The organism is Salinicola sp. 4072 (genome assembly GCF_036663415.1).
Classification (GTDB): domain Bacteria; phylum Pseudomonadota; class Gammaproteobacteria; order Pseudomonadales; family Halomonadaceae; genus Salinicola; species Salinicola salarius_A.
This window is the reverse complement of the sequence record NZ_JAXOVV010000030.1, coordinates 1-13,946: the sequence shown is the minus strand read 5'-3', so window position 1 is coordinate 13,946 and position 13,946 is coordinate 1. Positions and strand designations below refer to the sequence as shown.

The following is a 13,946-nucleotide window of genomic DNA, read 5'->3' as shown; positions in this document are numbered from 1 at the left end:
TCCTCGAGCCAGCATCCTCAAGGCAAGGAGCGATCATGCAGAAACAAGCCCGTGTGGAACCGGTATTCACCGCCCGCGCCATGAACGAGAAGGTCACCGGCTGGATCGTGATCGACGAGAGCCAGCCCGACAACGAGAATGTCGTTTCCGAGCACGACACGCAGGACGAGGCGCTGCGTGCCGCCGAGCGGTTCGAAAACGCGGAGCACTGAGCCATCCACCACGGCCCGCCACCGGCGGGCTGTCTGATCCCCACCCCGGCCCCAGCGATGTCAGTCGCGTGCCGGCTTTTCACACCCTTCGTCGATCACCAGTAATGACCAAAGCCCCGGAAGCGGGGGACACCCGGATTCGATGCCGGCGGCACCGACAGCACGTCGTGCGCGGGATCTGCCGGCCTGCTTCGCTGTGGCAGCGACCGCAACCGTGCCACCCGGTCCTCCGTTGGGGGATGCGTGCGCAGCAGTGACGGTTCGGGAATGCGTCGTCCGGGCAGAAACATCTCTTCCCAAAAGCGCCCGACGCGACGCTCGAGCTTGAGCAGCGCCCTGGCCAGCCCGGCGGGGTCCCCGGTCAGCTCCGCCGCCGCCCGGTCGGCGTCGTACTCCCGGCTACGCGACAAGGCCAGCTGCAGAAGCGCCATCAGAAGCGGCGAGAAGGCCAGTAACAGCAGTATGTGCCAGGGCAGATAAGCGGCTCCGGTCAGGAACAGCGGCAGATTCAGCAACAGAATCAGCTGACCGATCCAGGAGGCCAGGGAGACGATCCGCGACATGGCATCGGCAAGCCCCATGATCCACAGGTCACGGTGTGAAATATGCGCGACCTCATGGGCCAGAACCCCCTGCAGCTCCCGCCGGTCCAGCAGTCGCAGAAGCCCATCGGTGACGCATACCGCACTCTCTTCGGGCGCGCCGACCGCAAAGGCGTTGGGCAGGCGGCTGGGCACGTAATAGAGTTCCGGCACTCGCGGTAATCCGGCCCTGCGCGCCAGATCCGCCATCATGACAATGCCTTCGGGAAACTCCCTGCCGCTGAGCCGTCGCGCCTTATAGGACGACAACAGCAGACGCCTCGGCAGCGCCGGGGTCAGGACGAGACCCAACATCGCGCCCGCGACGATCAAAAACGTCAGCGCGGGCCCCGCCATCATCCCGACCACGGCCCAGACGATCAGCCCCATACCGCCGATCAACAGGGCAGAGTGCAAGAAGTTATATACGCGATGCCGTCGAGTGGGGGTCATCCTTAGTTTCTCGCCATAGCCGCATGGAAAACGCCATTCCTTTCCAGCACGCAGAGTCAGGGCACGCTACCTGGCGGCCACCGAGTCGCCGAACCTCATGCCCCGGTATTCGGCGTCGACGGAAGCTGCACGCAAAAGCCGACAGGTAGGCGTGGCAACCATACCGGTGCCGGTTGCCATTATTCGCCTCTATCTCGATCCTGACCGGGAACTGGCCAGAACCGTTCAGGCAGCCGCGACCTCGGGCACACGGACCTTCTCCGCGACGGCGGCAAGATCAGGCTCATCGAGTGTTTCGCGATCGAGCAGTTCGCGAGCCGTCTCTTCCAGCAGCGCCCGGTTGGCTTCGAGAATCGCCACAGTACGCGCGAAGACTTTGTCGATAATCGCCTTCACCGCCGCATCCATCCTCTCGGCCGTCGCCTCGCTGTAACGGCGGTTCAACCACGAGGTCTGATCGCCCGTGCCTAGAAAGCCGGGGCGATCCGTGTCGTAGCTGACATGGCCGAGCTCCTCATCCATGCCGTAGCGGGCCACCATGGCGCGGGCGATATCGGTAGCCTTCACCAGGTCGTCGGCCGCACCGGTGGAGAGGTGACCATAGATGATCTTCTCGGCCGCCCGTCCACCCAGCAGCACCGCGATCTTGTTCTCGAGTTCCTCGCGGGCCATCAGGAAACGGTCCTCCGTCGGGCGCTGGATCGTGTAGCCGAGCGCACCGATGCCTCGCGGGATGATGGAGACCTTGTGCACCGGATCCACGCCCGGCACCGCCATCGCGACCAGCGCATGCCCCATCTCATGATGCGCCACGATCTCGCGCTCGCGCGGATTGAGGACACGGTTGCGTTTCTCCAGCCCCGCGACGATGCGCTCGACCGCGTTGTTGAAATCGGCCATGGTCACGGCCTCTGCCCGGCGCCGGGTGGCGAGCAGGGCGGCCTCGTTGACGAGGTTCGCGAGATCCGCCCCCGAGAAGCCGGGGGTCAGGGCCGCCACCTTCTCCGCGTCGACATCAGGCGCAAGCGTCACCTTCTTCATGTGCACGGTCAGAATCGCGATCCGCCCCGCCTTGTCGGGCTTGTCCACCAGCACCTGCCGATCGAAGCGACCCGCCCGCAACAGCGCAGGATCAAGCACCTCAGGCCTGTTGGTCGCGGCCAGCAGCACAATCCCCGATGTCGGGTCGAAACCGTCCAGCTCGGTCAGGAGCTGGTTCAGCGTCTGTTCCCGCTCGTCATTGCCGCCGGCATGCTGGCCCGAATTGCGTGCACGGCCCAAGGCGTCGAGCTCGTCGATGAAGATGATCGCGGGGGCATTCTTGCGGGCCTGCTCGAAGAGATCGCGAACGCGCGCCGCACCGACGCCCACGAACATTTCGACGAACTCCGAGCCCGAGATCGACAGAAACGTGACGCCCGCCTGCCCGGCCACGGCGCGGGCGAGCAAAGTCTTGCCGGTGCCCGGGGGGCCGACCAGCAGCACGCCCTTCGGCACTCGGGCGCCGAGCTTTCCATACTCCTCGGGGTTGCGCAGGAAGTCCACGACCTCCTCCAGTTCGCCCTTGGCCTCGTCGACTCCGGCGACGTCGTCGAAGGTCACGCCGGTTTCCTTCTCCATGTAGACCTTGGCGCGACTCTTGCCGACCTGCATGAAACCGCCGAACCCCTGCTTTTCGGCGAACTTGCGAAACAGCAGCATCCACACCGCAAAGAAGACAAAGGCCGGCACGACCCACGACAGGATCGTCCCGACCCAGGTGTGTCTTGGCACACCGGTGATCTCGACGTCGGCCGCATCGAGCCGGTCGAGGATCGCGGGGTCCACGATGGTGGTAACGAACTGGCTGTGGCCATCGACCGGCGTGTCGAAGGTACCAGTGATCGTGTCGCTACCCACGGCGACCGCCCGTATCCTGCCGTCTTCGAGGTAGGACTCGAATTGACTGTAACTGATCGGCACCACGTCCCGTGAACCGGCGATGATATCCTGGATAACGATCACCGCGACGAAAGCCAGCACCCAGTACCAGAGATTGAATTCGGTCTTCTTCTCCACCTTTTCGCCCTCCGCCCTTGCCGCTAGTCTTTCCCCTTCCCTTCCGGCCAGAAGCCACATCCTTACACGCTGCCCTGCCGGCACAGCGTGCGCTCAAGACACGCCTCGCATGATCTCTCCACGTCGAGGCATACGATATATGTGGGCCCGAGCCAATTCAGTCAAGGCTACAGGAGCCTTTCCCGATCCTGCCCTCTTCCATAGCGTTGCGCAAGCCGCCGATCGGTTCCGGTAGCCACCGGCGACCGAGCCAGACGAGTAGCCTTGGGCAGGAAACACCCAAAACTGATAGACAAAACACGGGCTATATTGCTGTATGGATCACCGTTTATCCGGCTTGTTCCTGCTTCCCCCAAGGTGCCCCACAGGAGTCACTCGTGATCATGTGGAGCCACTCACAAAGCACTGGTTCCAGCGCCTTGATAGGTTCGTGTTCGGATGCGAGGCACGACTCCGCCGGAGCTTCTCTGACGAAAATGGTCGATGGTTCTATCTGGGCGGGCCGACCGAGCCCCCATGGCCACGCTTGTCATTTTCTGAGCTGCCTGGGCGGCAGCGAACCGCGCCGTGCTCAACGTCGAGCAGACCGTTCGTTTCTGAGCTGCCTGGGCGGCAGCGAACTTCAATATCCAGTAGTGCATCGCGCGCCGGCATTTCTGAGCTGCCTGGGCGGCAGCGAACTTCGTGCGCTCGGTCATCTACGACACACCCTGTTTCTGAGCTGCCTGGGCGGCAGCGAACGCGGATCGGGTAGCGAACACGGTGCTTCGATCTTTCTGAGCTGCCTGGGCGGCAGCGAACGTGTCCCGGTTCATCTGGTTCTCGATCATCTCTTTCTGAGCTGCCTGGGCGGCAGCGAACATCGCCTGGTTGTCGCCGCCGTCGAGCACCTGTTTCTGAGCTGCCTGGGCGGCAGCGAACGTCAAGGGCTTCCCGGGGACTGTCGCGCCTCCTTTCTGAGCTGCCTGGGCGGCAGCGAACGCTCGCGATGGCTTCGAGCGGGTGTACGACGATTTCTGAGCTGCCTGGGCGGCAGCGAACATGCGCGAGTTCATTGCGGCGTCCAAGGCGCTTTTCTGAGCTGCCTGGGCGGCAGCGAACATTTTACTGCCCGACTCCTACCCTTGCCGGCCTTTCTGAGCTGCCTGGGCGGCAGCGAACCACCCGGCGTTCGTCGTCGACGGGGTCGAGAATTTCTGAGCTGCCTGGGCGGCAGCGAACCCGAAAAACTTTATGGAGCGGTAAGTGTTTCTTTTCTGAGCTGCCTGGGCGGCAGCGAACATGACGGCGACACGTTCCGCGCCAACGTCCAATTTCTGAGCTGCCTGGGCGGCAGCGAACCTGCTTTGCGGGACTTCCGCGAAGCGTCGATGATTTCTGAGCTGCCTGGGCGGCAGCGAACAATCTCGCGGTGGATCTCGAGCGCGGCCAGCATTTCTGAGCTGCCTGGGCGGCAGCGAACACTGAGTCGTTGGCGTCGGCGTCGCAAAGAATTTTCTGAGCTGCCTGGGCGGCAGCGAACGGTCCGACCGACTGGAACGACTACGCGCAGCTTTTCTGAGCTGCCTGGGCGGCAGCGAACTAAGCCTGACGCATGGCGTCGATCCGCGTCTCTTTCTGAGCTGCCTGGGCGGCAGCGAACTCGACCGACCGCGAGATCGCCGGCGGCGGGCTTTTCTGAGCTGCCTGGGCGGCAGCGAACATGACGGCGACACGTTCCGCGCCAACGTCCAATTTCTGAGCTGCCTGGGCGGCAGCGAACCTGCTTTGCGGGACTTCCGCGAAGCGTCGATGATTTCTGAGCTGCCTGGGCGGCAGCGAACAATCTCGCGGTGGATCTCGAGCGCGGCCAGCATTTCTGAGCTGCCTGGGCGGCAGCGCACTGCAAACCAACCTTTCGCCTATCGACAATCTATTTCTGAGCTGCCTGGGCGGCAGCGAACATCGACAATGACGCCTTTCTTGATGCCGAGCATTTCTGAGCTGCCTGGGCGGCAGCGAACACATCGCTGTTCCCGAGGGCATCCTGCAGCCGTTTCTGAGCTGCCCAGCCATTCGCCCAGGTCACCACTTCAATGAGGCCGCTGCAGCTTACGGCAAGCTCCGTCTTGATCCGTGTCAATGGACAAGGTTCGAATCTGCGCTAGGTTAAGATATACATCACTCTGCAGGAGCCCTGCCGCATGGCCAGGCACACGTCATTTCCTAAGCAATCCTCGCGGTCTGCCACCGCCTGGCATCGCTTTGGTCTGGTCATCCTGCTGGGCATGGTGCTACTGCTCTCTAGCGCCGCCACAATGGCAGATGACCCCTCCTCGGCAGATGCTCCCTCCTCTACTGAGTCTGGCCAGGTTGGCGTTGAGCCTCACGCAGATACGCACTCGAACACCGAGTTCATCAACGCAGACTATCCTCAACCGCGATGCCACCATGGCCATGGCACTCGTAATGTCGGCAGCGCCCTGTTGCGCCTGGAGCGCCAGGACTTGGAGCTCGAGCCCCTTCCCTTGAGCATGACGGCCCCGGCCATAGCGCCCCGGGTTGTCACCGCCAGCGGCTCGCCAAGTGCCCCTCCCTCACCCTCCTCGGTTCCTGTCTACCTTTTGACCCAACGCTACAGAGTCTAAGTCGACCTCGTATCTCCATCTCGCGCTTCCAGCCGTGGCCGCGTGGGAGAAAACCCGTGCCCGCCCCACATTGATCCAGGCAACTGCCGGAGTGGCCGCTGTGTGTGCAGAGACTCTTCCCACCATGAGAAGTGCATGCACATTCGCAACCACACCCGAGTGCTCGGTATCGGGTACGGCTTAGCGGACGTCACGAGGAAGACTTTATGGACGCACTGTTTTACTTCCTGCTTTGGGCAGCAATCCTCTTCTTGATGATGCGGTTCGGCTGTGGCGCCCACGTCATGGGGCACAGCCATGGCAGGACCAAACACGACAACGATAGCCCAGGGAATCAACGTGCAACTGAAGGGCTGGAGTGGATTCCGCCAGCCGAGGACGTCGACCCCGTCTGCGGCAAGACCGTCAGAACGAAAGGGGCCAAGCCAAGCGTCCACGATGGCCACGTCTTTTACTTCTGCTCTCGTGACTGCCGGGAGCGCTTCGAGGCCGCGCCCGAACAGTATCTCGTCCCTGGTGCAACGGCCTCGCCCCTCCAACCGGAGAACAAAGATGCCTGATGCCAATGCTCCGTTGACAGCCAAGCCCCGTTCAGGAACTCGCTTGCCGGTTCAGGCAACGCCGCGGATTCCCATGATCGCACTCGGGATGAGCCTGGGGCTGTTCCTGGCCGTAACCTTCATCCTTTGCGTCGGCTTCGATCTGCTGTTTCCCGACCAGGCGATGTATAAGAGCTGGCTGCGCTTGTTGCCAGGCTTCACTTGGCTCAGCTGGTCAAGCTTCTTCCTGGGGCTGGTCGAAAGTTTCGGCTACGGCTGGTACATCGCCCTGGTCTTCGGCCCGCTATACAACTTCTTTGTCACACGCCTCAACCGACACAGCGGAGCGTAGGCCATGAACGAATCCATCACTCAATACCGAAGGCCTCAACGCATGCGTGCGGCGTTGATTCCATTCCACTGAAGAGGTCGGAAACTGTCCGGGATCAAGAGCCGCCTACTTTCATCTACCTTCTCTTGACCCTTGGGTTACCCGCAGGCTTTAGCCTGACGTCAGGGCAAAGTAAGTAACAAGAAAAGGAGATCCGACCATGTGGGGCGACATGATGGCGTATATGGGGAGTTACGGCTGGGGGCATATGCTCTTCGGCGGGCTCATGATGGTGTTGTTCTGGGGCATCGTCATTGCCTTGGCCGTTCTCCTGGTGCGTGGCCTGACCCGAGGCCGGGGCGAGCCATTTTCTCAACGGCGGCCAACGGCCCTGGACCTTCTTCAAGAACGCTACGCCCGGGGAGAAATCGACCGCGAGGAGTACGAGCAACGCAAGCGCGATCTTCTGCTTTGATCGCACCTCCTGATTATTGGATACGGCACTATTAGTTTCGACCCTATCGAGATAGGGCCACGAGGTTGAATCAAGACGCGGAAGCGACGGAGACGATTCCATGACGCAACACCAACACGACCATTGTCACGGGCATGCCTCGCACGAGGCACCGACACTAGGCAGCGGCGATACGGACCAACACGCCGCCGGCAGCCAGGGTGGCGCCCAATACACCTGCCCGATGCACCCGGAGGTCGTCTCCGACCAGCCGGGTGACTGCCCCAAGTGCGGCATGCACCTCGTGCCCGTGGGAAGCGACGACTCGCAGACGCATGACGGGCATGGTCATGGGGCCTCCGCGCCGGCCCACGGCGGCAAGTACGACAAGGTGCCGGCCGGGCATGCCGGCGCCGTCTACACCTGCCCGATGCACCCCGAGGTGCGCCAAACCACTCCCGGTGCCTGCCCCCTGTGCGGTATGGGTCTGGAGCTGGAATCGGCGGCGGTCGGCGATGAAGGGCCGAATCCCGAGCTGGTCGATTTTACCCGACGCTTCTGGGTCGCGGCCGTGCTCACGCTTCCGGTCCTGATTCTGACGATGAGCCCCTACCTGGGCCTCGGGGCCATTCGCGACTTCTTCGGTGAACGCAACGCGATGTGGATCGAGCTGGTGCTCAGCACGCCGGTGATCCTGTGGTCGGGCTGGCCGTTCTTCGTGCGCGGCTACAACTCCTTCCGCACCATGAACCTCAACATGTTCAGCCTGATCGGCATGGGGGTCGGCGCGGCCTATCTGTTCAGCATCGTGGCGGTGCTGGTGCCGGGCGTCTTCCCCGACGGCTTTCGCCGGGAAGACGGCACCGTCGGCGTCTATTTCGAGGCCGCGGCGGTGATCGTCACCCTGGTACTGCTGGGTCAGGTGATGGAGTTGCGCGCCCGTGAAGGCACCGGCAAGGCGATCCGCGCGCTGATGGACATGGCCGCCAAGACCGCGCGGGTGATCCGGCCCGACGGCAGCGAAGAAGAGGTCGCGCTGGAAGACGTGCAGGTGGGCGACCACCTGCGGGTGCGCCCCGGCGACAAGGTGCCGGTGGACGGCGTGGTGGTCGAGGGCCGCTCCTCGATCGACGAGTCGATGATCTCGGGCGAGCCGGTGCCGGTGGAAAAGGTCAAAGACGACAAGGTCACCGGGGCCACGATCAACGGCACCGGCAGCCTGGTCATGGAGGCCACCCGCATCGGCGCCGACACCATGCTCAGCCAGATCGTCGAGATGGTGGCTGCCGCCCAGCGCAGCCGCGCACCGATCCAGAAATTCGCCGACAAGGTGGCGGGCAAGTTCGTGCCCGCGGTGATCGGCGTCGCCATCCTCTCCTTCATCGCCTGGGCGATCTGGGGGCCGGCGCCGGCGCTGTCCTATGCGCTGGTCTCGGCGGTGGCGGTGCTGATCATCGCCTGCCCCTGTGCACTGGGGCTGGCCACGCCGATGTCGATCATGACGGCCACCGGACGCGGCGCGCAGGCCGGCGTACTGATCAAGAATGCCGAGGCGCTGGAAGGCTTCGCCAAGGTCGATACGCTGATGGTCGACAAGACCGGCACCCTGACCGAAGGCAAGCCGAAGCTGGTGGCGGTGCTGCCCGAGGAAGGGCATGACGAGGCCGAGGTATTGCGCCTGGCGGCCAGCCTCGAACGTGGCTCGGAACACCCACTGGCCGAGGCCATCGTCGCCGGCGCCGAAGAACGTGGCGTATCCCTCGCCGATGCCACCGATTTCGAAGCCGTGACCGGCATGGGCGTCAAGGGGGTCGTGGACGGCCAGTCGGTGGCCCTCGGCAACGCCAAGCTGATGGCCGAACTGGGCCTCGATGGCGGCCGGATCTCCGAGACCGCGAACGCCCGCCGCGATGAAGGCGAAACGGTGATGTTCGTCGTGCTCGATGGCCAGATCGCCGGCCTGGTCAGCGTCGCCGACCCGGTGAAGGAGACCACCCCCGAGGCCCTGAAGGCGCTGCACAAACTTGGCTTTCGCATCATCATGGCCACCGGCGACAACGAGCGGACGGCCAAGGCGGTGGCCGGGCGACTGGGTATCGATGAGATCCGCGCCGACGTGCTGCCCGAGGACAAGGCCCGCATCATCCGCGAATTGCAGGAACAAGGCCGCAAGGTGGCCATGGCGGGCGACGGGGTGAACGACGCTCCCGCCCTGGCCCAGGCCGATGTGGGCATCGCCATGGGCACCGGCGCCGACGTGGCGATCGAAAGCGCCGGCTTCACGCTGGTCAAGGGCAACCTCGACGGCATCGTTCGGGCCCGCAAGTTGTCGCTGGCCACCATGCGCAACATCAAGCAGAACCTGTTCTTCGCCCTAGTCTACAACGGGGCCGGCGTACCGATCGCCGCCGGGATCCTCTATCCGTTCCTCGGCATCCTGATCGGGCCGATGTTCGCCGCCTTCGCGATGAGCGCGTCTTCGCTGTCGGTGGTGATGAATTCGCTGCGCCTGCGCCGGGTGAGGATTTGATCATGCATGACGAAAAGGGGTGGCTGGAGCGAGGACCCAGCAAAGGCAGCTTCTGGCTCATGGTGGCGATCGCCCTGGCGGTGATGGGCTTCCTGCTCTGGGAGGAGCACAAGGTGCACCTGCTCGGTGCCCTGCCCTGGCTGATCCTGCTCGCCTGTCCGCTAATGCATGTGTTCATGCACGGCGGACATGGAGGCCACGGGGGTCATGGCGGGCATGATGATCACAAGGGAGGACGCGATGAGTGATGACGTACCCGCCTATGGGCTGTGGGGCCTGGTCATTCTCAACTCGGCGATCTTCATCTTCTTCGCCTTCAGCTTCTTCAAGCCGCAGACGCGCCGCGACTGGCGCTCGTTCGGGGCCTTCAGCGCCTTCCTGGTGGCGCTGTTCACGGAGATGTACGGCTTCCCGCTGACCCTCTACTTCCTCTCCGGCTGGCTGCAGTCGCGCTACCCGGAGGTGGACTGGTTCAGCCACGATGCGGGCCACCTGCTGGAGATGCTGTTCGGCTGGCAGGCCAACCCGCATTTCGGGCCGTTCCATCTGCTGAGCATGGTGTTCATCGCCGCGGGTTTCTGGCTCATCGCCGCCGGCTGGCGGTCACTCTATACCGCCCAGCGGCGGGGAGAACTGGCCACCACCGGGCTCTATGCCCATGTCCGGCATCCCCAGTACGCCGGCTTCGTGCTGGTGATGACCGGCTTCCTGCTGCAGTGGCCCACCCTGCTGACCCTGGTCATGTTCCCGGTATTGGTGTGGATGTACTCACGACTGGCGATCCACGAAGAGCGCGACGTAGCGCGCCAGTTTGGCGACAAATGGCAGACCTACGCGGCCCGCACGCCACGCTTCATTCCGCACCTGCGGATGGCGAGTACGAGTGGCTGGCGCCTGTAAGGACAAAATCCCAGAGGTGCAGTCATGAAAAGCAGACGTTTTTCTCGTCGGCACGATCGTGGTCGTCAGCGACGACTCGCCCGGGGCTTCTTCTGCCCCTGCCACGGCTCCCAGTTCGACTTCGCCGGACGCGTGTTCAAGGCGGTGCCGGCGCCGATCAACCTGAAGGTTCCGCCGTACCGCTTCCTGTCCGAGTCCCGGATCGAGATCGGCGCCCACGACATCCTGACACTGAGAGGTATCCACTATGACCGCCAAAACATCCACCACCAAGCCACCCACGGCTCATAAAACCCCGCGCAAGCGCCAACCCACCGCCCCACCAGAGATGGACGCCCCGATGACCGCACCCGAGCCCGAAGAAGGCACCCTCCCGAGCCACCCGGCCACGGAGCTACTCGCCTATCAGACCGACCTGTGGCGACGCGGCGTACGCTACCTGGACACGCTGTGTGAGCGCGCGGACAACATGCTCGAGCATGAGCAGGCGGGCAAGCCGCCACTGCTCGACTTCGATTACGAGATGCTCGTGGATGGCCGTCGACTGGCGCGCCCCGCCAACTATGCCCTGCTGCGCATCACCCGGGTCGGCGAGGACTGCCTGGAGGACTGCCTCGACGAGACTAGGCCGCCAGTGATGATCGTCGACCCGCGTGCCGGCCACGGCCCAGGCATCGGCGGCTTCAAGCGCGACTCCGAGGTGGGCATGGCGCTCCACGAGGGACACCCGGTCTACTTCGTGATCTTCTTCCCCGAGCCCGTCCCCGGCCAGACACTGGAGGACGTGCTGCACGTCCTGCGCCGCTTCGTCGAGACGCTGGCCGAGCGCCACCCCGGCCAGCCGCCGGTGCTCTACGGTAACTGCCAGGCGGGCTGGGCCATCGCGCTGCTCTCCGCCGACTGCGAGGGTCTGGTCGGGCCGGCGGTGCTGAACGGCTCGCCGCTCTCCTACTGGTCCGGCGAATCCGGCGTCAATCCCATGCGCCTCGCCGGCGGCCTGCTTGGCGGTGCCTGGCTGACGCACCTGATGGCCGACCTGGGAGACGGGCGCTTCGACGGTGCGAACCTCGCCACCAACTTCGAAGCCCTCAAGCCTGCGAATACCCTGTGGCAGAAGGACTATCAGCTGTTCGCCGACATCGACGGCCAGCGCGAACGCTTCCTCGAGTTCGAGCGCTGGTGGACGGGCTTCTATAGCCTGAGCAAAGAGGAGATCGTTGCCATCGTCGAGAACCTTTTCGTCGGCAACAAGCTGGAGCGTGGCGAGCTCGAGGTCTGCCCCGGCTGTAGCGTCGACCTCAAGCGCATCCGCAACCCCCTGGTGATCTTCGCCTCCGGCGGCGACAACATCACCCCGCCCCATCAGGCGCTCAACTGGATCCCCGCGGTCTATCCCGATACCGCGGCACTCAAGGCCGCCGACCAGCGTATCGTCTACCTGCTCAATCCCCACGTCGGGCATCTGGGCATCTTCGTCTCCTCCAAGGTGGCGCGCCTCGAGCACCGAGCGATCCTCGAGAGCGTCGGCAATCTGAATGACCTGGCCCCTGGCCTCTACGAGATGCGCATCGACAACCCCACCGGCGACCCCGACTGTCACAAGCCCCAGTTCCAGGTGCGCTTCGAGGAGCGCCGCGTGGAAGACCTGAACTTTCCCGACCAGGCCCCGGCGTTCGAAGGGGTGCGAGCGCTCTCCGAGCACAATGTGGCCCTCTACGAGACCTTCGTCGGGCCCTGGGTGCGGTTTTACACCACCCCCTGGTCAGCCGAGGTGCTGCGTCAACTGCATCCGGCGCGGACCAGCCGGCTGATGTACTCGGAACGCTTCTCCCCCTGGATGACCGGTGTGAAGTGGCTGGCCGAGATGGTAGAGACCGCACCGGCGCCGATCGATAGTGACACCCCCTATCGGCAATGGGAGACGCTGTTGAGCGACTCTATCGCCTCGACGCTGGAGCTTGCCGGCACGACCCGCGACAGCATGTACGAGATGGGGTTTCGCAGCCTCTACGGCGGGGGATGGTGGAGCGAGAACGAGTGACCCAGTCGAAGCCGACCCGGTTTACAGCCAATACCTATAGAGCAACCCACTAATGGAGAGCAATAAATGAAGATCGAGACCTTTCATGACCTGATCGACTGGACTCGCCAGCTGCATGCCCAGTTGGCCGAGTGCTTCAGGCACTGTGCCACCCGGCAGGAGGAGGCACGGGCCAAATCACTGCTGGAGTATCTCGCCGATCACGAGGCGGTCCTGGAGCACACCGTGGCCAGCTTCGAGAAGCAGGCCGACCCCAAGGCCCTAAACACCTGGGTCTACGATTATCTGTCGCATGCGCCCATCAAACCCCATCAGGCGTGCAATTTGCCCTATGCCGAGATGGGCTTCGAAGACATCAGCCGGGAAGTCTTCTCGCTGCACGATCAGGTCATCGCGCTATACCGCTACCTGGAAGGACGCGCCGACATCCCCGAGGCTCGGGATCTCGTTCGCGAGCTCTTGAAGCTGGAGGAACACGAGGCGATGCGTCTGTCCCAGCAGATCAACCGGGCTCGGGATCTATAGATGTCGACGCTACAGGGCCGTCTAAGCAGAGGTCGTAGCCACTAATGAAGAACGGATGATCGCCCGGCACGTGCAGCGCACATTAACCAACACCCAGGAGGTGACATGACCCAGACGGCAACGCCAGTGGCCCTTGCGACGCTCGATTGTAGTGGCACAGTGAATCTGGCCACCTGACTTTGAGTGTATGATGGCTCACAGAGACAATCAGGTGCAGATGATGACGAAGAAGAGAACGTTTAGCCCGGAATTTCGCTTGGAAGCGGCCCAGCTCGTGGTCGACCAGGGCTACACGCTGAAGGCGGCGTGTGAGGCCATGGGGGTTGGCAAATCCACCATGGAGTATTGGGTTCGCAGGCTTCGCGCTGAGCGGGCAGGCAAGGCGCCGCTGAAAGGTGAGGCTCTGACGCCGGAACAGCGTGAGATCCAGGAACTGAAGCGCAAGCTGCGGCGAGTGGAAGAAGAGAAGGCAATATTAAAAAAGGCTACCGCTCTCTTGATGTCGGACTCCCTGAGCAATTCTCGATAATCGAGCGACTTGAAGAGAGCTACGCGGTGCAGCACTTGTGTCAGGTGTTTGGGGTGCATCGCAGTAGCTACCGGGCTTGGCGTAGTCGGGATAGAAGACCTTGTGAGACTGAGCAGAAGCTGCTGGATCAGGTTGTCGAGGCGCATACCGTCAGTAACGGCTCTGC

Annotated in this window: 12 protein-coding genes, 1 pseudogene and 1 CRISPR repeat array; of the genes and pseudogenes, 11 read left to right on the top strand and 2 right to left on the bottom strand. The window is 63.4% G+C overall.

Annotated elements, in window-relative coordinates:
* Window positions 1-35 precede the first annotated feature (35 nt).
* A complete protein-coding gene (locus R3F72_RS16255; RefSeq protein ID WP_179208933.1) occupies window positions 36-212 on the top strand; it encodes a hypothetical protein in 177 nt (58 codons plus the stop codon).
* Window positions 213-307: 95 nt separating this feature from the next.
* Here the strand turns inward: R3F72_RS16255 and R3F72_RS16250 are convergent, their stop codons facing one another.
* Complete coding sequence (locus R3F72_RS16250) at window positions 308-1,246, bottom strand: zinc metalloprotease HtpX (protein WP_087720108.1); 939 nt, start codon at window positions 1,244-1,246, stop codon at window positions 308-310.
* 225 nt (window positions 1,247-1,471) lie between these two features.
* On the bottom strand, window positions 1,472-3,304 hold the full coding sequence (gene ftsH, locus R3F72_RS16245; protein ID WP_087720109.1) for an ATP-dependent zinc metalloprotease FtsH: 1,833 nt from the start codon (window positions 3,302-3,304) through the stop codon (window positions 1,472-1,474).
* A 533-nt stretch (window positions 3,305-3,837) separates the two neighbouring features.
* Window positions 3,838-5,307: a CRISPR direct-repeat array (repeat unit 28 nt; unit sequence TTTCTGAGCTGCCTGGGCGGCAGCGAAC).
* Window positions 5,308-6,137: 830 nt separating this feature from the next.
* On the opposite strand from ftsH, the gene R3F72_RS16240 reads away from it, so the two are divergent.
* The 10 genes and pseudogenes from R3F72_RS16240 to R3F72_RS16195 all read left to right on the top strand — a co-directional run bounded on the left by R3F72_RS16240 (window position 6,138) and on the right by R3F72_RS16195 (window position 13,780).
* A complete protein-coding gene (locus tag R3F72_RS16240) occupies window positions 6,138-6,491 on the top strand; it encodes a YHS domain-containing protein (protein WP_052384923.1) in 354 nt (117 codons plus the stop codon).
* Complete coding sequence (locus R3F72_RS16235) at window positions 6,484-6,822, top strand: DUF5676 family membrane protein (RefSeq protein ID WP_225347873.1); 339 nt, start codon at window positions 6,484-6,486, stop codon at window positions 6,820-6,822. Before R3F72_RS16240 ends, R3F72_RS16235 begins: the two co-directional genes overlap by 8 nt.
* 199 nt (window positions 6,823-7,021) lie before the next feature.
* The gene (locus R3F72_RS16230; RefSeq protein ID WP_043337204.1) at window positions 7,022-7,276 is read left to right on the top strand and encodes an SHOCT domain-containing protein; all 255 of its coding nucleotides are present in this window, start codon (window positions 7,022-7,024) and stop codon (window positions 7,274-7,276) included.
* Between the two features lie 100 nt (window positions 7,277-7,376).
* Entirely contained in the window at window positions 7,377-9,785 is a 2,409-nt protein-coding gene (locus tag R3F72_RS16225; RefSeq protein ID WP_175090792.1) for a copper-transporting P-type ATPase, read from the top strand.
* A 2-nt stretch (window positions 9,786-9,787) separates the two neighbouring features.
* Entirely contained in the window at window positions 9,788-10,033 is a 246-nt protein-coding gene (locus R3F72_RS16220; RefSeq protein WP_052384922.1) for a DUF2933 domain-containing protein, read from the top strand.
* Window positions 10,026-10,685, top strand: coding sequence for a methyltransferase family protein (locus R3F72_RS16215; RefSeq protein ID WP_087720110.1), 660 nt, complete (start codon window positions 10,026-10,028; stop codon window positions 10,683-10,685). Before R3F72_RS16220 ends, R3F72_RS16215 begins: the two co-directional genes overlap by 8 nt.
* Window positions 10,686-10,769: 84 nt before the next feature.
* Window positions 10,770-10,976, top strand: a pseudogene (locus tag R3F72_RS16210) (hypothetical protein); the annotation flags it as partial.
* Window positions 10,977-11,025: 49 nt separating this feature from the next.
* The gene (locus tag R3F72_RS16205) at window positions 11,026-12,726 is read left to right on the top strand and encodes a DUF3141 domain-containing protein (RefSeq protein ID WP_215824217.1); all 1,701 of its coding nucleotides are present in this window, start codon (window positions 11,026-11,028) and stop codon (window positions 12,724-12,726) included.
* Between the two features lie 66 nt (window positions 12,727-12,792).
* Window positions 12,793-13,251, top strand: coding sequence for a hypothetical protein (locus tag R3F72_RS16200; protein ID WP_043337196.1), 459 nt, complete (start codon window positions 12,793-12,795; stop codon window positions 13,249-13,251).
* A 220-nt stretch (window positions 13,252-13,471) separates the two neighbouring features.
* Window positions 13,472-13,780: an IS3 family transposase gene (locus R3F72_RS16195; RefSeq protein WP_043337211.1), complete on the top strand. Its 309-nt coding sequence runs from the start codon at window positions 13,472-13,474 to the stop codon at window positions 13,778-13,780.
* Window positions 13,781-13,946: the final 166 nt, after the last annotated feature.